Raw genomic sequence first — 24,990 nt, 5'->3', positions numbered from 1 at the left:
ACGCAGCGCGCGGACGGCAGGCAGCGTGTTATTTTATACCTGACGGGCGCCAATGACACCAAAATCTGCCCGCCGTCCCCGACTTTGTCCGCTTTTAACGCGCAAACGCGCAGGCTTTGCGCAATCTACGCGCCGCTAAGGCTGCGGCACCACGACGTTTTCAATCCGTGCCGGCATCGGAGCATACCAGCCCCAGCCCGGGCCGAAGCCCGGCCCCCAGTAAGGGCGGCGCCAATAGGGATCATAGCCCCAGGGGCCGGGGCCGATCGGCTGCGGCGGCATAATTACCTGCTGATCGACCTGCCAACGCTGATAGCCGCCGATATCCATGGTGACAAAATTATAGGGCGTCTGGCCGATCTTTCCCTCTACGCTGCCGGTCAGCGGTCCGACCACCGTCACCAGCTGGTGATTAAAGTTGATCGGGTCGAGAAAGACGCGGCTTTTGGCCAGAATGCGCCCCAGCACCGGCTGCCCCAGAATCGGTCGGGCGCCGCTGTCCAGCGGCATCACGGCGATCTCCAGGTAGCTAGCCTCTTTTTTGTTGGTGACGCTGACCACCGTGCCGCCGAAGCGGGACTCCTGGCCGACGTATAAATCCGGCGCATTATGCACCGCCGCAAAGTTCTGCTGCGGCGTCGGCGAGGTGCCACGCACGGACGCCGGAACGCTCACACACCCGGCCAGCAGCAGCGCAGCGGCTGCCCCGGCGATGCACTTCATCTTTATCCGCATCATTACGCTCCCCTTATGCCGTACCCAAGGCGACGGCGCGATATGTCCGCCGTTGGCGGCACCTACTCTCTTTGACCCGCCGTTCAGCGCCGGGTTCCCCGGGGCGCGGCTAGCCGCGCCCCGGCAATTTCTTCCAGGTCACCTCATTGCGCAGATAGATCGGCTGCGCCTGCTCCACCGCCACCGTCTCCCCTGCCTGCCAGGCGTGCAGCGCCAGCGGCAGCATATCTTCGGCATGAGGCAGCAGCATTTGCCCGTCGCGCAGCGTAAGGCCCACGTCCTGCGCCAGGTCGGGATAGGTCTGCCAGCCGGTACCGACCGTCGCCCACTCTCCCTGCAGCGCGGCCAAACGGGCGCCCGCCTGCTGTGGGTTAAGCACCGCCTCGCTGGCGCCGCCGTGCCAGACGCCGGCGCTATCGCGACAGTACTCCCCCCAATAAACCTCGCCCATCCGCGCATCGATCGCGCTCACGACCCGGCTCTCCGCCGTACAGCGCCAGGCGCCCTGCGCCATCGTCGCCAGCGTGGAGACACCGATCATCGGCAGCCCGGCGCCCAGCGCCAGCCCCTGGGCGATCCCCACGCCGATACGCACGCCGGTAAAGCTGCCCGGCCCGCGGCCAAAGGCCAGCGCATCCAGCTCGGCCAGCGTCACCCCCGCCTCGGCCAGGATCTGCTGCACCATCGGCAGGATACGCTGGGTGTGTTCACGTGGACAGATCTCAAACAGCGCCAGAGACTCACCGTTATTCCACAGGGCAACGGAACAGGCTTCCGTTGCGGTATCAATCGCTAAAATTCGCGTGGGCATGCCAACCTCGGCAAGAAAAGAAATGAATTATCAATGGGCAGAATAATAACACAGCCCCTTAACCCTGTGTTTCTCAATTCGCCTCTCCCTCTCCCTCTGCCGACGCCGCGCTTGGCGCGGCGCGGAGAAAGTCGATGACCCGCGCCAGATCGCGGGTGCGCGGCGCAGGCGGCAGGCTGCGCAGGAACACCTCGCCATAGGGGCGCATCACCAGACGGCTGTCGCAGATAATGATGGCTCCGCGATCGCGGCTGTCGCGGATTAAACGCCCTACCCCCTGCTTCAGGGTGATCACCGCATCGGGCAACTGCACCTGGGTAAAGGGATCGCCCCCGCGCAGACGGCAATCCTCCATCCGGGCCTTGAGCAGCGGATCGTCCGGCGCGGTAAAGGGCAGCTTGTCGATAATCACGCAGCTCAGGGTATCGCCGCGCACGTCCACGCCCTCCCAGAAGCTGCCGGTCGCCACCAGCAGCGCGTTGCCGGCGGCAATGAAGTCGGCCAGCAGCCGGGACTTTCCGCTCTCTCCCTGCACCAGCACCGGCAACGTGAGGCTGGCGCGAAAGACCTGCGCCAGCCCGCGCATCATGGCGTGTGAGGTACACAGAAAGAAACAGCGGCCATTATTGGCCTCGATCAGCGGCGTCAGCATCTGCGCTAACTGCGCGGCGGCACCGCGCTGATTGGGGGGCGGCAGGAAGCGCGGCACGCACAGCAGCGCCTGGTGGGCGTAGTCGAAGGGACTAGGCAGCAGCAGGCTCTGCGCCGCCGTCAGCCCCAAACGCGCGCTGAAGTGCGAGACGTCATCCTCCACCGCCAGCGTTGCCGAGGTAAAAATCCAGGCACCGGGCTTACTGCACATCAGCTCACTGAATTTCTCCGCCACCGTCAGCGGCGTCAGCGCCAACACGAAGTGACGCGGCGTACACTCATACCAGTATGAGTAGCCGGGCTGCATAACGTCGGAAAGGCGCTTCAGGCGGTTGCGGTACAGCGTGGCGCGCTCAAAGGCGGCATCGAGCAGCGCCGAGCGGCCCAGCGACATCTTCATCACGTCATAGCACAGCTCTAACGCATCGTCCACCAGCACCAGGGAGCGGCGCACCTCGGCCTGCGCCAGAATATCGCGCAGGTTGCCGCGAAAGCCGGGATCGCCCAGCACGATACGCAGATCGAGGCTGCGCTGGGTCAGCAGATCGGCGCTTTTCTGCAACTGGGCGACGTCTCGCAGCTCGGTGCGGTACGCCATGATCATGTCGCGCGCCAGATCCAGCAGCTGGCGGCTGGAAAGCTGCTGGCCAAAATATTGACTGGCGATGTCTGGGACCTGGTGCGCCTCATCAAAAATGGTCACCTCGGCCTCCGGGATCAGCTCGCCAAAGCCCCCCTCTTTGACCACCAGATCGGCCAAAAACAGATGGTGGTTCACCACCACGACCTGGGCATCCATGGCGCGGCGGCGCGCTTTAACCACGTAGCACGCTTTATAATGGGGGCAGTCCCCGCCCAGGCAGTTGTCGTTATTGCTGGTCACCAGCGGCCAGACGGCGCTGTCTTCAGCCACCCCGTGGCAGTGGCTGATATCACCATCCTCGGTCTGCGACGACCAGCTGCGCACCCGCATCAGCTCCGCCAGCAGCGCCGGGGCGATATCGCCACCGGCCAACGACTGCTGTTCCAAGCGCTCCGGGCACAGGTAGTTGGCCCGCCCTTTCAGCAACGCGGTCGCCCCCTGAAAGTTCAGCACCCGCTTCATCAGCGGCAGATCGCGGTTATACAGCTGATCCTGCAGCGCCTTAGAGCCGGTCGAAATGATCACCTTATGGCCGCAGCGCAGCGCCGGCACCAGATAGGCAAAGGTCTTGCCGGTGCCGGTACCGGCCTCCACCACCAACGATCCTCGCGCCTCAATCACCGCGCTGATCGCCTGCGCCATCTGACGCTGGGCCTCCCGGGGGGTGAAGCCGGGAATACTCTGGGTTAATAGCCCGTCGGGGGCAAAATCATCGGCCACGGCATCTCTCATCTAGAGGGGTAAAGGGGGGATTATGCCAACTCCGCGGCGCAAGCTCCATCCTCCTGCGCATATCGCACAGGGCGCGGGGAGCGCGGGGGATACAGTCTCGACGCTTTTGAGTATACTGTCGCCGCAGACACCACCACTTATTAAGGGCGAGATTTATGTCTATCGAACGTATCAATCCGGAGCAGCGCTGGTCTGATGCCACCGTCTTCAACGACACCATCTACTTTACCAGCGTGCCGGAAAACCTGGATGCCGACGCGACGGCGCAGACCGCCAATGCGCTGGCCGCCATCGACATGCTGCTCAGCCAGCTGGGTAGCGATAAGACCCGGATTCTTGATGCCACCATTTTCCTGGCAGACGGTGCGGACTTTGCGGCCATGAATGCCGCCTGGGACGCCTGGGTCGTTCCTGGTAAAGCGCCGGTGCGCTGTACCGTGCAGGCCAAGCTGATGCACCCGCAGTATCGGGTAGAGATCAAGATCGTCGCCGCCCGCTGAGCAAACGGCCCGCGAGCGGGCCGTTCTCCGGAATTCAGGCCAGCTTAATCACCGCCATACCGGCCAGCAGCAGCAGCAGTCCGCACCACCCCTTGCTGTTTAGCCGCTGACCAAACAGCACCCAGCCCGCCGCGATCGTCGCCATAATGCCAAAGCCACCCCACAGGGCGTAGGCGACGGACAGCTCAATCCCCTTTACCGCCTGACTCAACGCGCCAAAGGCGGCCAGCACGGCCAGCAGCGACAGTACGCCCGGCAGCAGGCGGCGAAAACCGTCAGACCATTTGAGCAGAATATTGGCCGCGATCTCCAGCGCCACGGCCAGCGCTAGCCAGGCGCCGTATACCCATTCAAGCGACGACATGTTTCCTCCCCGTCGACCCCGTCACCGAACTGGAGGGTGAGCGTCTCTGTTTCACCGTACCGGACTTCAGCAGGATGATCCCCCCCACCAGCAACCCCAGGCCGCTCAGCTTGAGCGCGGATATCGGCTCGTCAAACCACAGTACGCTGAACAGCGTAATAAACAGGATGCCAATCCCCTCCCACAGGGCATAGGCCACCCCCAGCGCGACCCGCTTCACCGCAAAGGCCAATAGAATATAAGAGAGGGTCACCATCAGCAGCATGACGACATTGCCGCTCATCGTCCCGCTGACGTTGGCCCATTTCATCGAAAGGGTGCCAATAATTTCGGCCACGATGGCACATGCCAGGAAAATCCAGTAAATCATATTATTTCTCCAATTATTTAATTTTATTTATTGGCGTTTGGTTTTATTCCACTGCGCCGACCACTGGATTAACAACGCGTTAGATATAAGAATCCATCGCCAACGCGCGGCGCCGTTTACGTAGCGTGGAAAGCGTGCGATGACACCGCCAGCGCGGGCGTACTGAGCGCATCCCGTGGGACATTTCTGGAGAAAAAGACGCTATAGCTCACTGCACCAGTGATACTCACTGGCAATCGTGGAGGAAATGAATAACAGATATGCAGAGGTTTTAATCATTAAACGATTATGCGTTTTCATAGTGGTTTACCCTCTTCCCCCGTACCTGAATCTGGGCGTACGGTTTGCGCAGTGTCCTCCGGTTATTAATTGATATATTAGTTGTAGCACAGGCTATTTTTTATAGCAAACCGCCTTTTACTACTTTCTTTAAATAAAATCACTGAAAATAAATAAGTTATCATCCATAAAAAAACAAGGCCGCCCTAAAATGGCGACCTTGTTCTCCTGCCGGGTCAACGCATTAGGCGCACGCCCCGTGAGCAGGCGGCGCGCCAACGGCTGACTAACCCCGCTCGCGCGATGACTAACCATGCAGCGCGCAAAAAGTTACGCCTGAGCGCCAGCAACCGCCTCTTTCGCCAACGCGGTGATCCGCGCATAGTCCCCGCTCTCCAAGGCGTCCGCCGGGATAAGCCAGGAGCCGCCGATGCACAGCACGCTCTTCAGCGCCAGATAGCTACGGTAGTTGCTCGGTGAAATACCGCCGGTCGGGCAGAAGCGGATATGGGAGAACGGCCCGGCGATGGCCTGCAGCGCTTTCACGCCGCCGTTGGCCTCCGCAGGGAAGAATTTAAACTCTTTCAGACCGTAGTCCATTCCCTGCATCAGCTCAGAAACGGTGCTGATACCCGGGATCAGCGGAATGCTGCCGGCCACGGCGGCTTGCAGCAGCCCCACGGTCAGTCCCGGGCTGATGGCGAACTGGGCGCCGGCCTCGGTCACCTGGCGCAGCTGCTCCGCATTGGTCACGGTACCGGCGCCGACGATGGCCTCTGGCACCTCCTGGGCAATCAGGCGGATAGCCTCTAGCGCACAGTCGGTGCGCAGGGTCACTTCCAGTACCCGCACCCCACCGGCAACCAGTGCCTTGGCCAGCGGCACAGCCTGCTCCAGCGTGTTGATGACGATAACCGGTACGACCGGGCCTGTTGTCAGAATGGATTCCGCACTCACTTTCCAGTTGTTCATTGTCGCTTCTCTCCAGATGCCTTACGGCGGATTAATAAGTGACCCCGAGCCCCGGCATTCCCTGCCGGTCTGACGCCTGGGCCTGCGCCCGGGATCGATCACAGCTATTGAGGCGGTCTGCGCCGCCTCGCCTATCAGGAATGGTAAAACGGGATGCAGCTGGCGCCCTCTTCGGCGCCGGACAGTTGTTCGCGTAGCGCGTTGAACAGCTCGCGGCCACAGCCGTCGTGCAGCGCGGAGAGATCCGGCTGGAATGCATCGCGCGCCGCCAGCTCCGCCTCATCCACCAGTAGAGTCAGCTCGCCGCTGCGCCCATCGACCCGGATCATGTCACCGTTGCACACCTTGGCCAGCAGGCCACCGGCACAGGCCTCCGGCGTCACATGAATCGCCGACGGCACTTTACCCGAGGCGCCGGAGAGCCGGCCATCCGTTACCAGCGCCACCTTCAGCCCGCGATCCATCAGCACACCCAGCGGCGGCATCAGCTTGTGCAGCTCCGGCATCCCGATGGCCCGCGGTCCCTGATAGCGCACGACCACCACGCAGTTGCGATCCAGCGCGCCCGCCTCAAAGGCCGGCAGCACGTCATGCTGACTGTTAAACACCACCGCCGGCGCTTCAATAATCTGGTTCTCTTCCGGTACCGCCGAGGTCTTCATCACCGCGCGCCCCAGGTTACCGGACAGCACTTGAGTCCCTCCGTGATGGGCGAACGGCGCCTCAACGCTGGCGATCACCGCCGTATCGTAGGAGCACTCGGCGCCTTCGCGGTACACCAGCTGCCCGTTCTCCAGGAACGGCTCCTGGGTGTAACGGCGCAGGCCGTGACCCGCCACAGTATCGACGTCGTCATGCAGCAGCCCGCCCTTCAGCAGCTCGCGCACCAACAGCGCCACGCCGCCGGCCGCCTGGAAGTGGTTGATATCGGCCGGGCCGTTGGGGTAGATGCGGCACAGCAGCGGCACCGCCTCTGACAGCTCGGAGAAGTCATCCCAGTTGATCAGGATGCCCGCGGCGCGCGCCATCGCCACCAGGTGCATAGTCAGGTTGGTGGAGCCACCGGTCGCCAGCAGGGCGACAATACCGTTGACCACGACCTTTTCATCCACCATTCGCCCGATCGGCAGATAGCTACCGCTGCTCTCGGTCATCCGCGTCACCTGACGCGCCGCCGCGTCGGTCAGCGCATGACGTAGCGCGCAGTCCGGCTGAACGAAGGAGGCGCCCGGCAGCTGCATCCCCATCACCTCCATCACCATCTGGTTGGAGTTAGCCGTGCCATAGAAGGTACAGGTGCCCGGCGCATGATAGGAGGCGGCCTCCGACTCCAGCAGGGCCTCACGCCCGGCCTTGCCCTCAGCAAACAGCTGACGGATGCGCACCTTCTCCTTGTTCGGCAGACCGCTGGCCATCGGCCCGGCCGGTACGAACAGGGTCGGCAGGTGGCCAAAGGACATCGCCGCCATAAACAGCCCCGGCACGATCTTGTCACAGACGCCCAGGTACAGCGCACCGTCGAACATGTTATGCGATAGCCCGACCGCGGCGGACATGGCTATCACTTCGCGACTCATCAGCGACAGCTCCATGCCGTCCTGACCCTGAGTCACCCCGTCGCACATCGCCGGCACGCCGCCGGCTACCTGACCGACAGCCCCGACCTGATGCAGCGCCTGCTTAATCTGCGCCGGATAGCTTTCATAGGGCTGGTGGGCGGAAAGCATATCGTTATACGAAGTGATAATCGCGATATCACTTTTGGTCATGCTCTTCAGCGAGGCCTTATCCTGCTGAGTGCAGGCGGCAAAGCCGTGCGCCAGGTTGCCACACGCCAGCTGGGCGCGCTGCACGCGAGTGCTGCGTGCCCGCTCAATCTTGGCCAGATATGCCGCGCGGGTAGCGCGGGAGCGTTCAATAATGCGTTGGGTAACACGTTCTACGATTGGATTCATTACAGCCTCATGCCGTCCAGTAGACGTCGACCGGCGTCATGCTCTGCTGGAGCACGGCGCGGATCGGCATCTCATTCACCTCCGCTCCGCCGGCGGCCTGCTCATATACCCTGCGTTTGGCGTTGCCCACCAGGTGCAGGTAAATATGACGGCTGTCCAGCAGGGCCGGGAGTGTGAGGGTGATGCGATCGAGCGGCGCCGTGAGCGGGGTCATCCCCATACACACGCGTCCGGAGTCCATCGCGAGAGCCGGGAGCAGATTCTCTGCCCCGGGGAAAAGTGATGCGGTATGGCCGTCGTCCCCCATACCCAGGATCAGCGCGTCAAAGGGGCGCGCCATTACCGCCAGCGCCGCCTCTGCGGCTTTTGCACCGTCAAAGGGGGTCGCCGCGTCGTTCTTCAGGCCAATAAAGTGCGCCGCCGCCGCCGGCCCCTGTAACAGGTTCGCCCGTACCAGCTGCTCGTTGCTGGCGTCATCGTCCGTCCCGACCCAGCGTTCGTCCGCCAGGGTCACCCAGACCCGTGACCACTCGAGCACCTGCTCACGCAGCACCGCAAACAGACCCAGCGGGGTGCGTCCACCGGATACCACCAGGCTAGCCTGCCCGCGGGCGGCGATCCCCTGGCGCAGACGCTCGGCGATAGCCTGCGCCAGGTGGGTGTTCAGCGCGTCCGCGCTGTCAAATTCGATAAGGTGTGCCATTTATCTCTGCTCCTCTCGCGCTGCCCGGTGCGACCTGCGCCCCGCGCAGTCCGCTCAGAATTCGTTCCAGCAACGCCCGTCACGGGTGATCAGCGCCACCGATGACACCGGCCCCCAGGTACCCGCCTGATAAGGCTTCGGCGCGTCGTTGTCGTCGGCCCAGGCCGTCATGATGGAGTCGACCCACTTCCAGGCCTCCTCCACCTCATCGCGGCGGACAAACAGCGCCTGAATGCCGCGCATCGCCTCCAGCAGCAGGCGCTCATAGGCGTCCGCCAGATGCTCCTGGTGGAAGGTATCGGAGAAGCTCAGATCCAGCTTGGTGGTCTGCAGGCGGTGTTTATGCTCCAGCCCCGGCACCTTATTCAGGATATCGATCTGTACCCCTTCGTCCGGCTGCAGACGAATGGTTAGCTTATTCTGCGGCAGCGCCTGATAGGAGTCGCTGAACAGGTTCAGCGGCGGGTTTTTGAAATAGATAACCACCTCAGAACACTTGCTCGGCAGGCGCTTACCGGTACGCAGGTAAAACGGCACCCCGGCCCAGCGCCAGTTGTCGATATCGACGCGAATGGCGATAAAGGTTTCTGTATTGCTGCACTTGTTCGCCCCCTCCTCCTCCAGGTATCCCGGCACCTTCTTTCCCTGCACGAAACCGGCGGTGTACTGGCCGCGCACCGTCGTCTCACGCACGTTGCCGTGGTTGATTCGGCGCAGGGAACGCAGCACCTTGACCTTTTCATCACGAATACGGTCGGTGGAGAGGTCCGCCGGCGGATCCATGGCGATCATGGTCAGGATCTGCAGCAGGTGGTTCTGCACCATGTCACGCATCTGCCCGGCCTGATCGAAATATCCCCAGCGCCCTTCGATACCGACCTCTTCCGCCACGGTGATCTGCACGTGGTCGATCATGCTATTATCCCAGTTATTGGCAAACAGCGCGTTGGCAAAGCGCAGCGCCAGTAGATTCAGCACCGTCTCCTTACCCAGGTAGTGGTCGATACGGTACACCTGGTTCTCATCAAAATAGCGCGCCACCTGATCGTTGATCGCTCGCGATGAGGCCAGATCGGTCCCCAGCGGCTTCTCCATGACGATACGGCTGGGCTGAAGGTTCATCCCCGCATGCCCCAGCCCCTGGCAAATCGCGCCAAAGGTGCTTGGCGGCATGGCAAAATAGTTAATAGTCACCCGCTGCTGCGGCGCCACCCTCTCCGCCAGACGCTGGAACTGCTCAGTATCGTTGACGTCCAGGTTGCAAAAGTCGAGGCGGTCGCTCAGACGCTGCCACAGCGCATCGTCCAGCGGCTCTTTCAAAAAGGTATCCAGCGCCTCCCGAACCACCTTACGGTAAGCCGTGGCATCCCACTCGGCGCGTCCGACGCCGATAATGCGCGTCTCGGGGTGAATGTGGCCGGCCTTTTCCAGCTGATACAGGGAAGGCAGCAGTTTGCGCCGGGCCAGATCGCCCTTGGCGCCAAAAATAATCAGGTCGCAAGCCTGTGCCGTTGACGTTACCGCCATATCTCTCTCCTCGTGCAGGTTACTTGTAATTTTTTTACAGAATCGTTCTGATGACCCTGATTGTAGCGAGAAAAACGACTTTTTCGTTGCCCTTTCATACACAGTTAGTGCGTAAAGGCGTAGCGCTAGCGTGCCATTGCACCGTGCGACCGTCTCTTCATGTAATTTTCTACCAAATTTGTAGAAAAATTACCATGCCGAAAGTTAGACACAGCTCATACATTACAAAAAAAGCCGCAAATACGCCTCTGATGGGCTGCAAAGCCGTTATCTGTCGTTGTATATTTTCAACAAACGTTCATAGATTTCTCCTCTAGATGAAATCGCCCAACCCCATGAGTGGCCCTCTCCTATGAATACGCTGGAAAAAATCCAGGCGAGTCTGGATCAGCTGAGTAAATCCGAACGCAAAGTCGCCGAGGTGATCCTCGCGGCGCCGCAGACCGCCATCCATTCCAGTATCGCCACCCTGGCCAAGATGGCCGACGTCAGCGAACCTACGGTAAACCGTTTCTGCCGCCGGCTGGAAACAAAAGGGTTTCCAGATTTTAAACTGCATCTGGCACAGAGCCTTGCCAACGGTACCCCCTACGTCAACCGCAACGTTGAAGAGAGCGACAGCGTCGACGCCTATACCAGCAAGATCTTCGAGTCGGCGATGGCGGGCCTTGAGATGGCCAAAAACCATCTGGATATGGCCACCATCAACCGCGCGGTCGATCTGCTGACCCAGGCGAAGAAAATCTCCTTCTTCGGGCTGGGCGCCTCCGCCGCCGTGGCGCATGATGCCATGAACAAATTTTTCCGTTTCAATATCCCAGTGGTCTACTTTGACGACATCGTCATGCAGCGCATGAGCTGCATGAACTCCAATGAGGGCGACGTGGTGGTGCTGATCTCCCACACCGGGCGCACCAAAAGCCTGGTGGAAATGGCGCATCTGGCGCGGGAGAACGATGCGACGGTGATCGCCATCACCTCACGCGACACACCGCTGGCCCTGGAGGCCTCCCTGGCCCTGCTGCTGGATGTGCCGGAGGACACCGATGTCTATATGCCAATGGTCTCACGCCTGGCACAGCTGACCCTGGTGGATGCGCTGGCAACCGGCTTTACCCTGCGCCGCGGAGCGAAATTCCGAGATAACTTGAAGCGGGTCAAGGAAGCCTTGAAGGAATCGCGCTTTGATAAAGGTCTCGCCCTGCCCGCGCACTTTGAGTAAGGGGGCGGCCTCCTCGCCAACAGACTGAATAATACACGCCGGTCGCCTGCAGTTTAGCCAACCGGTGTCCCTCCCGCCGGCGCCGCTGCCAGTGGGGCTATCCGGGTAACCGCGGCGGCCTTGGGCCGGTGCATTTGCCCACCGTTGTATTGGCAATACCAATGCTTCACATGTCAATGGAGTTATGCATGTCCAGACGGCTCAGAAGAACCAAAATCGTTACCACGCTTGGCCCGGCTACCGATCGCGACAATAATCTGGAAAAGATTATCTCCGCCGGCGCCAACGTGATGCGTCTTAACTTTTCACACGGCACGCCGGAAGATCATCTGCTGCGCGCCAATAAAGTCCGTGAAATTGCCGCCAAACTCGGTCGTCATGTCGCCATTCTCGGGGACCTGCAGGGTCCTAAAATCCGGGTATCCACCTTTAAGGAAGGTAAGGTTTTCCTCAACGTTGGGGATAAATTCCTGCTGGATGCCTCGCTGGACAAGGGAGAAGGCGATAAAGAGAAGGTTGGCATCGACTATAAGCGGCTGCCGGAAGATGTGGTGCCGGGCGATATCCTGCTGCTCGACGATGGCCGAGTTCAGTTGAAGGTGATCTCCGTACAGGAAGATAAGGTGTTCACCGAGGTCACCGTGGGCGGCCCGCTGTCCAACAACAAAGGGATCAACAAGCTGGGCGGCGGGCTCTCCGCCGATGCCCTGACGGAAAAGGACAAGGCCGATATCCTGACCGCCGCCAAGATTGGCGTCGACTATCTGGCCGTCTCCTTCCCGCGCTGCGGAGAAGATCTCAACTATGCCCGTCGTCTGGCGCGCGATGCCGGCTGCGAAGCCAAGATCGTCGCTAAGGTCGAGCGCGCCGAGGCCGTCGCCAGCGACGAAGCGATGGATGATGTGATCCTGGCCGCCGACGTCGTGATGGTCGCCCGTGGCGATCTGGGGGTTGAAATCGGCGATCCGGAGCTGGTGGGGATCCAGAAAAAGCTGATCCGCCGCGCCCGCAAGCTGAACCGCGTCGTGATCACCGCGACCCAGATGATGGAATCCATGATCACCAATCCGATGCCGACCCGCGCGGAGGTCATGGACGTGGCCAACGCCGTACTGGACGGTACCGATGCCGTGATGCTGTCTGCCGAAACCGCCGCAGGCCAGTACCCGGCCGAAACCGTGGCCGCCATGGCGCGCGTCTGCCTGGGCGCAGAGAAGATCCCCAGCATCAATATCTCCAAGCACCGCCTCGATGCCCAGTTCGACAATACGGAAGAAGCGGTCGCCATGTCCGCCATGTACGCCGCCAACCACCTCAAGGGGGTAACGGCCATCATTGCGATGACGGAGTCCGGGCGCACCGCGCTGATGATGTCTCGGATCAGCTCCGGTCTGCCGATCTTCGCCATGTCCCGCCATGAGCGCACCCTGAACCTGACAGCCCTGTACCGCGGCGTCACGCCGGTGCACTTTGACAGCCACACCGACGGCGTGGCCGCGGCCCAGGCGGCGGCCAACCTGCTGCGGGATAAAGGCTTCCTGGTCTCCGGCGATCTGGTGATCGTCACACAGGGCGATCAGATGGACACCATCGGCAGCACCAATACCTGCCGCACCCTGCGCGTAGAGTAATCGGCTGCATACGCAGCGGGGGCGCCTAGCGCCCCCGCTTTTTTCATCCTGCCGTCATCCTGACCTCGCCGCGCGACGCCCTACAGCGTCAGCACAATAAACAGCGCCATGCCCGATAGCACCGCCGAAAACGCCTGGCGCTGCCGCGCCTCGCTCATCTGACGGCGCAGGCGCATCGCCAGCGGCTGCGTCAGCAGCGCACAGCTAAACACCGGCAGCACCACGCTCAGATTGACATAGCCAAACTGCCCGGCGCCGGGCAAGAGTGCGCCCGCCGGCGGGGTGCGCAGCAGATAGGTCGTCACCGTTACCGCGCTGCCCAGCAGCAGCAGCCAGTTGCAGTAGACCGCCACCTGCCGGCGCGGTATGGCGGGTAACAGGGAAAGAAGCGGCGCCAGCACCGAGCCCCCGCCCAGCCCTGTGATCCCGGCCACGGTTCCCCCTGCGAAGCAGAGCCCCATCCCACGGTTGCGCGTACAGCGGGGCGACATCGCCGACGCGGCGACCGGGCGTGGACGGCGCAGGTTACGCAGCGCCATCAGCAGCAGAATGGCGGCAAAGATCAGCAGAATCGCTTTCCCCGGCAGCAGGAAGCTGATGTGTACCCCTAGCTGCATGCCGGCGCTGACGCCCAGTGCCCACCAGATCAGCAGGCGAGCATCGGGGCGGGCCTGCTGACGCCAAAACGCCAGCACGTTGATAAATGCCGCCAGCATGACCACGCTTAGGGAGGTGGCCGCCAGCAGCTGCACCTCACAGTGGGGAAACAGGACGTGCAGCACCGGCACCAGGACGATGCCGCCTCCCAGTCCAAACAGCGCGGAAAGCAAACTGGTCGCCGCCCCACACACGCAGAGCAGCGCAAGAACCCCAAGACTCATTCTCTTCCCTTCAATCACACGGCCGGCGCTCAGCGAAGCAGACCGCAGCGCATCATAAATCCTGGCGGCAATAGGGCTCTATCTCTCCCGGTCTGCGCGTTTTCAACAGCTTCAGGATCCAGGTGTACTGCTCCGGGTGCTCCCCCATCAGCAGCTCCACCTCCTGATTCATCCGCCGGGCAATATAGGCGTCATCCTGTCCTGCGATGTCGTCCATCGGCGGGCGAAGATAGATGTCCAACCGCCCCTGTTCGCCATCATACACCGGAAACAGCGGAATGATGCGCGCCCGGCACAGCTTCATCAGCCGCCCGATGGCCGGTAATGTGGCCTTATAGGTGGCGAAAAAGTCCACAAACTCGCTGTGCTCTGCGCCGTGATCCTGATCGGGCAGGTAATATCCCCAGTAGCCTTTGCGCACCGAGCTGATAAACGGTTTGATGCCATCGTTGCGCGCGTGCAGGCGCCCACCGAAACGGCGGCGCGCACGGTTCCACAGATAGTCAACCAGCGGGTTCTTCTGATTATGGAACATGGCGGCCATCGGCTGCCCGTCGGCGGCCAACAGCATGGCGGGAATATCGACGGCCCAGCCATGGGGCACCAAAAAAATCACGTTCTCCCCCTGCTCGCGCGCCTGCTCAATGATCTCGCCGCCGTGCCAGTGGGTGTGACGCAGCAAGCGCCGCGGACCGCGCAGGGTCAGCTCGGCCATCAGGAACATGGACTGCCCCGCGCGGGCGAACATCGTATCGATGATCGCCTCGCGCCGATGCGCATCCATCTGCGGGAAGCAGAGCATCAGATTGATGCGCGCGCGACGGCGCGCGCCGCTGGCCAGGCGTCCGGCCAAGCGCCCTACGGCGCCGATCATCCGATCGCGCAGGCGCAGCGGCAGGAATGCCATCGCCACCATCAGCGCGATCCCCAACCAGACGCCCCAATAACGAGGCGAGAGGAAGGCGGCGCGAAAGCGCGGAATAAACTCAGCGTTTGATTTGGTCTCGTGTTGCATCAGTGGACTCTTTTATGATCCCCACGCGGATGACGCGTGGGATGGCTGGAAATTGTAGCCATTTGGCAGACAAAAAAAAACTGTCCCACCCTGAACGGGACGACGGGTGAAATCCAGGGCGACGGCAAGTGGCACATATAAAAAGCCCGCCGAGGCGGGCTTAGGGTGACGCGCTAACCTGGTCGGGGCTCAGTCCAGCTGCAGCTGAGGCACGACGTCACGCATCTGGGCGAGGAACGCGCTGCGTTCTTTGCCGGTCAGGGCATCGGAGCGCGGCAGGTTCACCGTCAGCGGGTTTACCGCCTGATTATTCACCCAAAACTCATAGTGCAGATGCGGACCGGTCGAGCGGCCGGTATTACCGGAGAGCGCAACGCGATCGCCGCGCTTCACTTTCTGGCCCGGCTTCACCAGGATCGTCTTCAGATGCATAAAGCGGGTCGTATATTGACGGCCATGGCGGATCACCACGTAGTTCCCTGCGGCACCGCTGCGCTTGGCTATCACCACCTCGCCGTCTCCGACCGCCAGCACCGGCGTCCCGACCGGCATGGCGAAGTCGACCCCTTTATGGGGCGCAACGCGACCCGTCACCGGGTTCAACCGATGCGGATTAAAGTTGGAGCTGACGCGGAAATGTTTGCTGGTCGGGTAGCGCATAAAGCCTTTGGCCAGCCCGGCACCCTGGCGGTCATAATACTTACCGTCCTCGGCGCGGATAGCATAATAGTCTTTATCGCCGCTGCGCAGGCGCACCCCCAGGATCTGGCTCTGGGCGCTCTTGCCATCCAGCATCTCACGCGACAGCAGCACCGAGAAACGATCGCCCTTCTGCAGCCTACGGAAATCCATCTGCCACTGCAGCGCCTTGATAACCGTATTAATCTCACTACGGCTCAGCCCCGCCGCCTGAGCGCTGGCCACAAAGCTGCCGTTGAGCGTACCGGTGATCACCCGGTTTTTCCACTCGCCCTGCTGGTTTTCTACCGTCTCCTTATACCCGCTGCTGCCCAGCTCATATATCCGGCTCTCGCGGCGCGAGACCTCCCAGGTCAGCTTCTGCAGCGTACCGGCATCGTTAACCTGCCAGGTCAGGGTCTGACCGACGTTCAGGTTACGCAGGGCGGGATACTGCTTGGCCAGCGCCGAGACATTGGACATATCGACGCCGTACTGAGTCAGGATGCTACCCAGGGTATCGCCGCTGGAGACCACGTAGTCGTGACTGCTGGCATCATCGCTGCCGTCGTCGATCTCATCCTTGGGCACCTCGTCTTCCGGCGCCGGCTGATCGAGGGGCTCGCTGGCCTCTGGCGCTAGCGCGCTGAGCGGCGGCGTCTCCAGCAGAACGCTTTTCGCGGTGTCGCTCTCCACCGCGCGAGGATGGTAGACAAAAGGCTGCCAGATGGCGACAGCCAGGGTGACAACGCTCAGGGATCCCAGCATCACCCGGTGGGGGCGGGGCAAGTTACTGTATGCCTGAGCGATAGAACGCGCTATCTGCTGCACTCGGATTTTCCTCTTAATCTCCCTTCAGGCAGCTTGAATACTGGTGCGCCAGCGTGGTCAAAAAGACCATATAGCTGTCCGCACTCAGTGGGATCGCGCTTCCCAGGGGATCTAGCGTACCCTGCCGGACAGGGGTCCCCTGCGCAATCGCCGAGATAACGGCTGGCCTGAACTGTGGCTCAGCAAAAACGCAAACTGCCTTTTGCTCAACCAGCTGTGTTCTAATTTGGTGTAAGCGCCGTGCGCCAGGCTGTATCTCGGGATTGACCGTGAAATGTCCCAACGGAGTCAGGCCAAAGGTTTTCTCGAAGTAACCATAGGCATCGTGAAAGACAAAATACCCTTTATCCTGCACAGGCCGCAGCATGATACCAACTTTCTTTTCTGTCTGCTCGAGTTGTTGCTCGAATTTACGTAGGTTGACATCCAGTTTGTCTTTATTTTGTGGGCTTCGTTGCACTAGTCGGTCATGAATCGCAATCGCCACCTGTTTTGCAATCGCCGGAGAGAGCCAAATGTGCATATTATATTGACCGTGATCGTGATCATGATCGCGCGCTAAGCCAGCGCTGGCGCCATTTGTAACAATATGTGACCCGGAAGAATCGGAATTTTCTGCATGCTTTTCGTCCTGCGTAATATGATGATCGTGGTCATCATCATCATCGCCCGCAATGAGTTGACTACGCACGCCCGGCAGGGTGCTGAGCATGAGATTTTTGTTACTTTCTAGCTGTTGAGTCGGTTTTTCAAGGAAACTCTCCATTTCCGGCCCTATCCATACCACCAGGTCGGCGTCACGCAATCGTTTGATATCCGAGGGACGCAGTGCATAATCGTGGGGCGAGGCGCCGTCAGGCAGCAGAACCTGCGTCGGCATCACGCCGTCGGCAATCGCTGCCGCGATGAAACCCAGCGGCCGAACCGAGGTCACCACGTCAGCCTGCGCGCTGCCCGCCAGCGCACACAGCGACAGCGCGGAAGCAATAAGCGTGCGTTTAATTATATTTTTTTGCGGTATCATGACAAAATTCCCTGCGTAACGTTTGATGAAACGTTATATTATAACATTCCACTCATAGTGCAATATGCCGTAACCATGTCACAGCAAGATAATCTACCGCTGGTCACCCTGCAGCACGTCGCCGTGCGCTTCGGGAGCCGCGATGTACTGGATAACGTCTCCCTCACGCTGCGGCGCGGGCGTATCCTGACCCTACTGGGCCCTAACGGCGCCGGTAAATCCACCCTGGTACGCGTCGTGCTAGGGCTGATCACCCCCACGCGCGGCGAACGCACCACCCGCCCAGGGCTGACGATTGGCTATGTTCCCCAGAAACTGCATTTGGACGCCACCCTGCCGCTGACGGTCGAGCGCTTCATGCGTCTGCGCCCCGGCGTAAAACGCCAGGACGTACTGCCGGCGCTGCAGCGGGTTCAGGCCGGGCACCTGCTCAAGCAGCCGATGCAGAAGCTCTCCGGCGGCGAAAACCAGCGTGTACTGCTGGCTCGCGCCCTGCTCAACACCCCGGATCTGCTGGTGCTGGATGAGCCGACCGCCGGAGTTGACGTCAACGGCCAGCTGGCGCTGTATGATCTGATCGACCGCCTGCGCCACGAGCTTAACTGCGCGGTGCTGATCGTGTCGCACGACCTGCACCTGGTGATGGCGAAAACCGATGACGTCCTGTGCCTGAACCAGCATATCTGCTGCTCCGGCACCCCTGAGGCGGTCGCCAGCCATCCGCAGTTTATCGCCATGTTCGGCGCTCACGGCGCCCAGCAGCTGGCGGTCTATCGCCACCACCACAACCACCGCCACGATCTGTGCGGTAAAATTATTCTCAAGACACGCAGCGGAGAGGCCGATGATTGAACTGTTGCTGCCCGGCTGGCTGGCCGGCGCGCTGCTGGCGCTGGCGGCGGGCCCCTTGGGATCGTTCGTGGTATGGCGGCGCATGTCCTACTTTGGCGATACCCTCGCCCATGCCTCGCTGCTCGGCGTCGCTTTCGGCCTATTGCTGGAGGTAAACCCGTTCTATGCGGTGATCGCCGTCACGCTGCTGCTGGCCTGTATGCTGGTCTGGCTGGAGCGCCGTCCCCAGCTGGGCATCGATACCCTGCTGGGCATCATGGCGCACAGCGCACTTTCGCTGGGGCTGGTCGTGGTGGCGCTGATGTCCAACGTTCGCGTCGATCTGATGGCCTACCTGTTCGGCGATCTGCTGGCGGTGACCTATCGGGATGTCGCGATCATCGCCGTTGGCGTCGCGCTGGTGCTGGCGCTGCTGCTGTGGCAGTGGCGCGTCCTGCTGTCGATGACCATCAGCCCGGAGCTCGCCCACGTTGACGGCATCGCCCTGGGGCGGGTAAAGCTGCTGCTGATGCTGACCACCGCCCTGACCATCGGCCTGGCGATGAAGTTTGTCGGCGCGCTGATCATCACCTCGCTGCTGATCATTCCGGCGGCCACCGCCCGCCGCTTTGCCCGCACCCCGGAGCAAATGGCGGCCGGCGCCGTGCTGGCCGGCCTGTTGGCCATCAGCGGCGGTCTGGCGTTCTCCGCCTGGTATGATACCCCGGCGGGGCCGTCGGTGGTGTTGTGCGCAGCCCTGCTGTTTATCCTCAGCCTGGGCCGTCGCCAGAGCGCCTAAACCTGAGCACCGCGCAAAAAAATCCCGTTACTCGCGCCGCGGTAACGGGATTTTTTATAGCCGAGCTTACTCCGCGCGATCGATGCCGAAGTGCTGGTAGGCATGGGCGGTCGCGATGCGCCCGCGCGGGGTGCGCTGTATGAACCCCTGCTGGATCAGATACGGCTCCAGCACATCCTCGATGGTCTCACGCTCCTCGCCGATCGCCGCCGCCAGGTTATCCAGCCCGACCGGCCCGCCCATAAACTTGTCGATCACCGCCAGCAGCAGCTTACGATCCATATAGTCAAAGCCCGCCGCATCCACATCCAGCATATTCAGCGCCTGCGCCGCGACCTTACCGTCAATATGTCCATCGGCGCACACCTCGGCAAAGTCGCGCACCCGACGCAGTAGGCGGTTGGCGATACGCGGCGTACCGCGCGAGCGGCGCGCCACCTCCAGCGCCCCCTCATCCGTCAGCGTCAGCCCCAGGCACTGCGCGCTGCGCCCGACGATATGCTGCAAATCGGCCACCTGATAGAACTCCAGGCGCTGCACGATGCCAAAGCGGTCGCGCAGCGGCGAGGTGAGCGATCCGGCGCGAGTGGTGGCGCCGACCAGCGTAAAGGGCGGCAGGTCGATCTTGATCGAGCGCGCCGCCGGCCCTTCGCCGATCATAATATCCAGCTGGTAGTCTTCCATTGCCGGATAAAGCACCTCTTCCACCACCGGCGACAGGCGGTGGATCTCATCGATGAACAGCACATCGTGCGGCTCCAGGTTGGTCAGCATGGCCGCCAGATCGCCCGCTTTCTCCAGCACCGGCCCCGAGGTGGTGCGCAGATTGACGCCCATCTCATTGGCGACGATGTTCGCCAGCGTGGTTTTCCCCAGCCCCGGCGGCCCGAAGATCAGCAGGTGATCCAGCGCATCGCCGCGCAGCTTGGCCGCCTTGATGAAAATCTCCATCTGCCCGCGCACCTGCGGCTGACCGACATAGTCGGCCAGGCTCTTCGGCCGAATGGCGCGATCGAGGAACTCCTCTTCGCTCTGGGCGCCGGCGGCAATCAGACGATCGGCTTCTATCATCCCGTGCTCTCCAGGGTTATTACAGCGCCGCGCGCAGCGCGTCGCGGATCAGGGTTTCACTGTCAGCGCCGACCACCACCACCCGGTTCACCAGACGGCTGGCCTCCTGTGGCTTGTAGCCCAGCGCGATCAGCGCGGCAACCGCCTCGCCTTCGGCATCCGCCTGGGCCTGCGGCTGGGCGCTCGGCGGCAGGTCATCCGCCGGGGTAAACAGATCGCCGCTCAGCCCCTTGAAGCGGTCCTTCATCTCGACCACCAGCCGCTCGGCGGTTTTCTTACCCACGCCTGGCAGCTTGACCAGCGCCGCGACCTCTTCACGCTCAACCGCCGCAACAAACTGCTGCGCCGACATCCCGGACAGGATCGCCAGCGCCAGCTTGGGCCCGACGCCGTTGACCTTGATCAGTTCACGGAACAGCGCACGCTCCTGCTTATTGTTGAACCCGTACAGCAGCTGGGCGTCTTCGCGCACCACAAAGTGGGTAAAGATCACCGCTTCGCTGCCGACCTGCGGCAGCTCATAAAAGCAGGTCATCGGCATCTGCACCTCATAGCCGACGCCGTGGGTTTCCAGCACCACCTGCGGCGGCTGCTTTTCCAGAATAGTTCCTCTGAGGCGACCAATCACGCGCACACCCTCTCTGTCTCAGTCAAATAATCCCTCCGCTTATACCATAAAAAAGGCTGGATGAATATCCAGCCTGTAATAAAGCGTCGGGCATCTCCCGCCCTCTCCGCGCGGCGCGGTCAGCGCAAGCGTCCCCGCGCCAGATTCAGCCTGCCGCTGCTGACGCGCAGCGCATTCTGGCTGACGTGGCAGTGGGTGATCGCCACGGCCAGCGCATCGGCGGCGTCCGCCTGTGGATTCGCCGGCAGCTTCAGCAGCGAGCGCACCATATGCTGCACCTGGGCCTTTTCCGCCCCGCCGTTACCCACCACCGTCTGCTTGATCTGCCGCGCCGCGTATTCAAACACCGGCAGATCACGGTTCACCGCCGCCACGATGGCGGCGCCGCGCGCCTGTCCCAGCTTCAGCGCCGAATCGGCGTTCTTGGCCATAAAAACCTGTTCGATGGCGAAGCAGTCGGGATTGAACTGGGTGATGATTTCACTGACGCCGGCGTACACCAGCTTAAGACGGGTAGGCAGATCGTCGACGCCGGTGCGGATGCAGCCGCTGCCGATATACTCGAGCTGCCTCCCCTGCTGGCGGATCACGCCGTAGCCGGTGATCCGCGAGCCGGGGTCAATCCCGAGGATGATACTCATTCCAGAGTAGCCGCAACCTCATCGGAGATTTCACCGTTGTGATACACTTCCTGCACGTCATCGCAGTCTTCCAGCATATCGATTAGGCGCAGCAGCTTCGGCGCGGTATCCGCATCCATGTCGGCCTGGGTCGACGGGATCATGGAAACCTCGGCCGACTCGGCGACCAAACCGGCGGCATCCAGCGCATCCTTCACCTGGCCGAAGGTTTCCCACGGGGTGTATACATCAATGGCGCCGTCGTCATAGGTCACCACGTCATCGGCGCCGGCCTCCAGCGCCGCATCCATCACCGCATCTTCATCCAGACCCGGCGCATAGGAGATCACCCCTTTCTTGGTGAACAGATAGGCCACGGAGCCATCGGTACCCAGGTTGCCGCCGCACTTGGTAAAGGCGTGACGCACTTCAGACACCGTACGGTTGCGGTTGTCGCTCAGACACTCCACCATCACGGCGGTACCGCCCGGGCCGTAGCCTTCATAAATGATGGTTTCCATGTTGCCGTCGTCATCGCCGCCCACGCCGCGCGCGATGGCGCGGTTCAGGGTGTCGCGGGTCATGTTGTTGGACAGCGCCTTATCAACGGCCGCGCGCAGACGCGGGTTTGCGTCCGGATCGCCGCCGCCCAGCTTGGCGGCGGTCACCAGCTCGCGAATGATCTTGGTAAAGATTTTACCGCGCTTGGCATCCTGCGCAGCCTTACGATGTTTGGTGTTGGCCCACTTACTATGACCTGCCATATAAATCTCCGCTAAAGGCGCAAAGGCCCTAAAATAGTCAATATGCACGCCTGTAAATCAATGCGAACGGCCAGCATGACCGCCCGTACAGGCACGTAATCAAGGGACGAACTGTTCGATCGCCTGTCGGTTACTCCAGGACTTGGTCAGTCCGGCCGCCCCTGCGGCATCCAGCCAACGGTAGGCCAGATGTTCGCTGAGCGGGATCGCCCGCTCCACGGGAATGGCCAGACAGAACCAATGCTCTAGGTTACGCGTCACGCCGGGCGCATAGCGGTGGCGCAGGTGCGCAAACAGTTCAAACTCCACGCAGCGCTGGCAGTCCGTCAGCGTCAAATGCTCCTTGACGATGTCGATACCCACTTCTTCCTTTACTTCACGCTGCGCGGCCTGCGACGGCGACTCTCCCACTTCCAGGCTGCCGGTTACCGACTGCCAGAAATCGGGATCGTCGCGCCGCTGCAACATCAGCACCCGTCCCCCCTGGCGGGCATAGATCACCACCAGGATGGATTCCGGACGCTTATAGGCCATTACTCGTCGCTGCCCTGTTTGGCACAGACGGCGATGGACAGCTCCTGCAGCGCCGCCGGGTTGGCGCGGCTCGGGGCGTCGGTCAGCGGACAGGCCGCCGCCGTGGTTTTCGGGAATGCGATCACGTCGCGGATATTCTCCGTACCGGTCAGCAGCATCACCAGGCGATCCAGGCCAAACGCCAGACCGGCGTGCGGCGGGGTGCCGAACTTCAGCGCATCCAGCAGGAAGCCGAACTTCTCGCGCTGCTCCTGCTCGCTGATCCCTAGGATATCGAAGACCGCAGACTGCATGGCGCCGCTGTGAATACGGACGGAGCCGCCGCCCACCTCATAGCCATTCATCACCATATCGTAGGCGTTGGCGATGGCGCCGACCGGATTGGCCTTCAGCGCCTCCGGGCTGATATCGCGCGGCGAGGTGAACGGGTGGTGCATCGCGGCCAGGCCGCCTTCGCCGTCCTCTTCGAACATCGGGAAATCAACCACCCACAGCGGCGCCCAGCGCGACTCGTCGGTCAGCTGCAGATCGCGCCCGACCTTCAGGCGCAGCGCACCCATGGCATCGGTGGCCACCTTGGCGCTGTCGGCGCCGAAGAAGATGATGTCGCCGCTCTGCGCGCCGCTACGCGCCAGAATGCCTTCCAGCACCTCGGCGTTGAGGAACTTAGCGATCGGGCTCTGCACGCCATCCATCCCGGCGTCGCGATCGTTGACCTTCATCCAGGCGAGCCCTTTGGCGCCATAGATGCCGACAAACTGACCGTACTCATCGATATTCTTACGGGTCAGGGTCGCACCGCCCGGCACGCGCAGCGCGATCACCCGCCCTCTGGCATCGTTGGCCGGACCGGAGAAGACCTTAAAGTCGACGTTCTTAACCAAATCGGCCACATCGACCAGCTCCAGCGGGTTACGCAGATCCGGCTTATCCGAGCCGAAACGGCGCATCGCCTCTGCAAAGGTCATCACCGGAAAGTCGCCCAGATCCACCCCTTTGATCTCCATCCACAGCGCGCGGGCCAGCGCTTCCATGATCTCACGCACCTGCTCGGCGCTCATGAAAGAGGTCTCCACATCGATCTGGGTGAACTCCGGCTGACGGTCTGCGCGCAGATCTTCGTCGCGGAAGCACTTCACTATCTGATAGTAGCGGTCAAAGCCGGACATCATCAGCAGCTGTTTAAACAGCTGAGGCGACTGCGGCAACGCATAAAACTTGCCTTTATGCACCCGGCTCGGTACCAGGTAATCGCGGGCGCCTTCCGGCGTCGCCTTGGTCAGCATCGGCGTTTCGATGTCCAGAAAGCCATGTCCATCCATAAAGCGGCGCACGAAGGCGGTAATTTTGGCGCGGGTCTTCAGGCGCTCGGCCATCTCCGGGCGACGCAGATCCAGATAGCGATACTTGAGGCGGTTCTCCTCGCTGTTGGTCTGGTTAAAGTCCAGCGGCAGCGGCTCCGCACGGTTGATGATGTTCAGGCCGTTACCGAAGACCTCGATATCCCCAGTGGACATATCCCGGTTACGCTGGCTCTCCGGGCGCGCGCGCACGGTGCCGGTTACCTGCACGCAAAACTCGTTACGCAGCTCAGAGGCCTGACGGAAGGCATCCTGATGATCCGGATCGAAGAACACCTGAACCACCCCTTCGCGGTCGCGCAGATCGATAAAGATCAGACCGCCCAAATCACGGCGGCGGTGTACCCAACCACACAGGGTCACTTCCTGGCCCACATGGGACAGATTCAACTGCCCGCAATAATTAGTACGCATAACGATATCCTTTGGCTTTCTTAATTTATTTTGCCGACGCCGCGCCCGGACAACCGGCCGGACACGAGCTGCCTGCGCAGCGCTCTGTTGAAGACGGTGTTTTGTCGGTACGTGGCTTAAAGTCGGTCGCGTACCAGCCGGTCCCCTTTAGCTGGAAACCAGCGGCTGAAATCTGTTTTTTCAGGGCAGGATGACCGCACGCCGGGCAATCAACCAGCGGTGCATCGGACATTTTTTGCAATTTCTCTAGATGATGATTGCAGTCGCTACAAACGTATTCGTAGATCGGCATAGCTCGGGCGGATTTACATGCTTGGTGAAAAAAGGGGGCTATTATACTGGAAATTCCCCGCTGCGATAAGAGCGCGCGCGCACTTTGCACTGTTTCTCGCCATCTGACACCCTCTGCCTAAGTTGTTATGTTTATGTTATATTTTACCGACC

At 61.5% G+C, this 24,990-nt stretch carries 25 protein-coding genes; 5 read left to right on the top strand and 20 right to left on the bottom strand.

Going from position 1 to position 24,990, the window contains the following annotated elements:
* Window positions 1–135 precede the first annotated feature (135 nt).
* The 3 genes from ETEE_RS15670 to ETEE_RS15660 form a co-directional block, all read right to left on the bottom strand.
* Window positions 136–738, bottom strand: coding sequence for a Slp family lipoprotein (locus ETEE_RS15670; RefSeq protein ID WP_034165202.1), 603 nt, complete (start codon window positions 736–738; stop codon window positions 136–138).
* Window positions 739–844: 106 nt separating this feature from the next.
* On the bottom strand, window positions 845–1,546 hold the full coding sequence (gene tsaB, locus ETEE_RS15665; RefSeq protein ID WP_034165201.1) for a tRNA (adenosine(37)-N6)-threonylcarbamoyltransferase complex dimerization subunit type 1 TsaB: 702 nt from the start codon (window positions 1,544–1,546) through the stop codon (window positions 845–847).
* Window positions 1,547–1,619: 73 nt separating this feature from the next.
* Window positions 1,620–3,560 carry a DNA repair helicase YoaA gene (locus tag ETEE_RS15660; protein WP_034165224.1) on the bottom strand — a complete coding sequence of 647 codons (1,941 nt, stop codon included), beginning with the start codon at window positions 3,558–3,560 and terminating at the stop codon, window positions 1,620–1,622.
* 167 nt (window positions 3,561–3,727) lie between these two features.
* Between ETEE_RS15660 and ETEE_RS15655 the strand changes: the two genes are divergently transcribed.
* On the top strand, window positions 3,728–4,072 hold the full coding sequence (locus ETEE_RS15655; RefSeq protein WP_012848308.1) for a RidA family protein: 345 nt from the start codon (window positions 3,728–3,730) through the stop codon (window positions 4,070–4,072).
* Between the two features lie 34 nt (window positions 4,073–4,106).
* Here the strand turns inward: ETEE_RS15655 and mdtI are convergent, their stop codons facing one another.
* From mdtI to zwf, 6 genes are all read right to left on the bottom strand, one after another.
* Window positions 4,107–4,436 (bottom strand): multidrug/spermidine efflux SMR transporter subunit MdtI, encoded by a 330-nt coding sequence (gene mdtI, locus ETEE_RS15650; RefSeq protein ID WP_034165200.1) that lies wholly within the window; start codon window positions 4,434–4,436, stop codon window positions 4,107–4,109.
* Window positions 4,423–4,806 (bottom strand): multidrug/spermidine efflux SMR transporter subunit MdtJ, encoded by a 384-nt coding sequence (gene mdtJ / locus ETEE_RS15645; protein ID WP_034165199.1) that lies wholly within the window; start codon window positions 4,804–4,806, stop codon window positions 4,423–4,425. The genes mdtI and mdtJ overlap by 14 nt, the downstream gene beginning before the upstream one ends.
* A gap of 609 nt (window positions 4,807–5,415) precedes the next feature.
* Window positions 5,416–6,057 (bottom strand): bifunctional 4-hydroxy-2-oxoglutarate aldolase/2-dehydro-3-deoxy-phosphogluconate aldolase, encoded by a 642-nt coding sequence (locus ETEE_RS15640; protein WP_034165198.1) that lies wholly within the window; start codon window positions 6,055–6,057, stop codon window positions 5,416–5,418.
* Window positions 6,058–6,191: 134 nt separating this feature from the next.
* Window positions 6,192–8,012: a phosphogluconate dehydratase gene (gene edd / locus ETEE_RS15635; RefSeq protein WP_034165197.1), complete on the bottom strand. Its 1,821-nt coding sequence runs from the start codon at window positions 8,010–8,012 to the stop codon at window positions 6,192–6,194.
* A 7-nt stretch (window positions 8,013–8,019) separates the two neighbouring features.
* Window positions 8,020–8,715 (bottom strand): 6-phosphogluconolactonase, encoded by a 696-nt coding sequence (gene pgl / locus ETEE_RS15630; RefSeq protein WP_034165196.1) that lies wholly within the window; start codon window positions 8,713–8,715, stop codon window positions 8,020–8,022.
* A gap of 54 nt (window positions 8,716–8,769) precedes the next feature.
* Window positions 8,770–10,242, bottom strand: a complete 1,473-nt coding sequence (gene zwf / locus ETEE_RS15625; protein ID WP_034165195.1) for a glucose-6-phosphate dehydrogenase — start codon at window positions 10,240–10,242, stop codon at window positions 8,770–8,772.
* A gap of 352 nt (window positions 10,243–10,594) precedes the next feature.
* On the opposite strand from zwf, the gene ETEE_RS15620 reads away from it, so the two are divergent.
* Both ETEE_RS15620 and pyk read left to right on the top strand, forming a co-directional pair.
* Window positions 10,595–11,464, top strand: coding sequence for a MurR/RpiR family transcriptional regulator (locus ETEE_RS15620; RefSeq protein ID WP_034165194.1), 870 nt, complete (start codon window positions 10,595–10,597; stop codon window positions 11,462–11,464).
* Window positions 11,465–11,652: 188 nt separating this feature from the next.
* On the top strand, window positions 11,653–13,095 hold the full coding sequence (gene pyk, locus ETEE_RS15615) for a pyruvate kinase (RefSeq protein ID WP_034165193.1): 1,443 nt from the start codon (window positions 11,653–11,655) through the stop codon (window positions 13,093–13,095).
* 80 nt (window positions 13,096–13,175) lie between these two features.
* On the opposite strand, the gene ETEE_RS15610 is transcribed toward pyk, so the two are convergent.
* The 4 genes from ETEE_RS15610 to znuA all read right to left on the bottom strand — a co-directional run bounded on the left by ETEE_RS15610 (window position 13,176) and on the right by znuA (window position 17,524).
* Window positions 13,176–13,976: a sulfite exporter TauE/SafE family protein gene (locus ETEE_RS15610; protein WP_034165192.1), complete on the bottom strand. Its 801-nt coding sequence runs from the start codon at window positions 13,974–13,976 to the stop codon at window positions 13,176–13,178.
* 52 nt (window positions 13,977–14,028) lie between these two features.
* On the bottom strand, window positions 14,029–14,991 hold the full coding sequence (lpxM, locus tag ETEE_RS15605) for a lauroyl-Kdo(2)-lipid IV(A) myristoyltransferase (protein WP_034165191.1): 963 nt from the start codon (window positions 14,989–14,991) through the stop codon (window positions 14,029–14,031).
* A 189-nt stretch (window positions 14,992–15,180) separates the two neighbouring features.
* On the bottom strand, window positions 15,181–16,500 hold the full coding sequence (mepM, locus tag ETEE_RS15600) for a murein DD-endopeptidase MepM (RefSeq protein WP_034165190.1): 1,320 nt from the start codon (window positions 16,498–16,500) through the stop codon (window positions 15,181–15,183).
* A 13-nt stretch (window positions 16,501–16,513) separates the two neighbouring features.
* A complete protein-coding gene (gene znuA, locus ETEE_RS15595) occupies window positions 16,514–17,524 on the bottom strand; it encodes a zinc ABC transporter substrate-binding protein ZnuA (RefSeq protein WP_034165189.1) in 1,011 nt (336 codons plus the stop codon).
* A 75-nt stretch (window positions 17,525–17,599) separates the two neighbouring features.
* Between znuA and znuC the strand changes: the two genes are divergently transcribed.
* Window positions 17,600–18,376, top strand: a complete 777-nt coding sequence (znuC, locus tag ETEE_RS15590; protein ID WP_034165188.1) for a zinc ABC transporter ATP-binding protein ZnuC — start codon at window positions 17,600–17,602, stop codon at window positions 18,374–18,376.
* Entirely contained in the window at window positions 18,369–19,154 is a 786-nt protein-coding gene (gene znuB / locus ETEE_RS15585; protein ID WP_034165187.1) for a zinc ABC transporter permease subunit ZnuB, read from the top strand. The genes znuC and znuB overlap by 8 nt, the downstream gene beginning before the upstream one ends.
* A 66-nt stretch (window positions 19,155–19,220) precedes the next feature.
* Here the strand turns inward: znuB and ruvB are convergent, their stop codons facing one another.
* The 7 genes from ruvB to ETEE_RS20410 form a co-directional block, all read right to left on the bottom strand.
* Window positions 19,221–20,225, bottom strand: coding sequence for a Holliday junction branch migration DNA helicase RuvB (gene ruvB, locus ETEE_RS15580; RefSeq protein ID WP_034165186.1), 1,005 nt, complete (start codon window positions 20,223–20,225; stop codon window positions 19,221–19,223).
* 19 nt (window positions 20,226–20,244) lie between these two features.
* Window positions 20,245–20,853, bottom strand: a complete 609-nt coding sequence (gene ruvA / locus ETEE_RS15575; protein ID WP_034165223.1) for a Holliday junction branch migration protein RuvA — start codon at window positions 20,851–20,853, stop codon at window positions 20,245–20,247.
* A 119-nt stretch (window positions 20,854–20,972) separates the two neighbouring features.
* Window positions 20,973–21,494 (bottom strand): crossover junction endodeoxyribonuclease RuvC, encoded by a 522-nt coding sequence (gene ruvC, locus ETEE_RS15570; protein WP_034165185.1) that lies wholly within the window; start codon window positions 21,492–21,494, stop codon window positions 20,973–20,975.
* Window positions 21,491–22,237 (bottom strand): YebC/PmpR family DNA-binding transcriptional regulator, encoded by a 747-nt coding sequence (locus ETEE_RS15565; RefSeq protein ID WP_015461351.1) that lies wholly within the window; start codon window positions 22,235–22,237, stop codon window positions 21,491–21,493. Before ETEE_RS15565 ends, ruvC begins: the two co-directional genes overlap by 4 nt.
* A 99-nt stretch (window positions 22,238–22,336) precedes the next feature.
* Entirely contained in the window at window positions 22,337–22,771 is a 435-nt protein-coding gene (nudB, locus tag ETEE_RS15560) for a dihydroneopterin triphosphate diphosphatase (protein WP_034165184.1), read from the bottom strand.
* Window positions 22,771–24,546: an aspartate--tRNA ligase gene (gene aspS / locus ETEE_RS15555; protein ID WP_034165183.1), complete on the bottom strand. Its 1,776-nt coding sequence runs from the start codon at window positions 24,544–24,546 to the stop codon at window positions 22,771–22,773. The genes nudB and aspS overlap by 1 nt, the downstream gene beginning before the upstream one ends.
* A gap of 25 nt (window positions 24,547–24,571) precedes the next feature.
* Complete coding sequence (locus ETEE_RS20410) at window positions 24,572–24,838, bottom strand: FmdB family zinc ribbon protein (RefSeq protein WP_015461350.1); 267 nt, start codon at window positions 24,836–24,838, stop codon at window positions 24,572–24,574.
* Window positions 24,839–24,990 lie beyond the last annotated feature (152 nt).

This window comes from Edwardsiella anguillarum ET080813 (assembly GCF_000264765.2).
Classification (GTDB): Bacteria; Pseudomonadota; Gammaproteobacteria; order Enterobacterales; family Enterobacteriaceae; genus Edwardsiella; species Edwardsiella anguillarum.
This window is presented reverse-complemented; position numbering and strand designations above follow the sequence as displayed.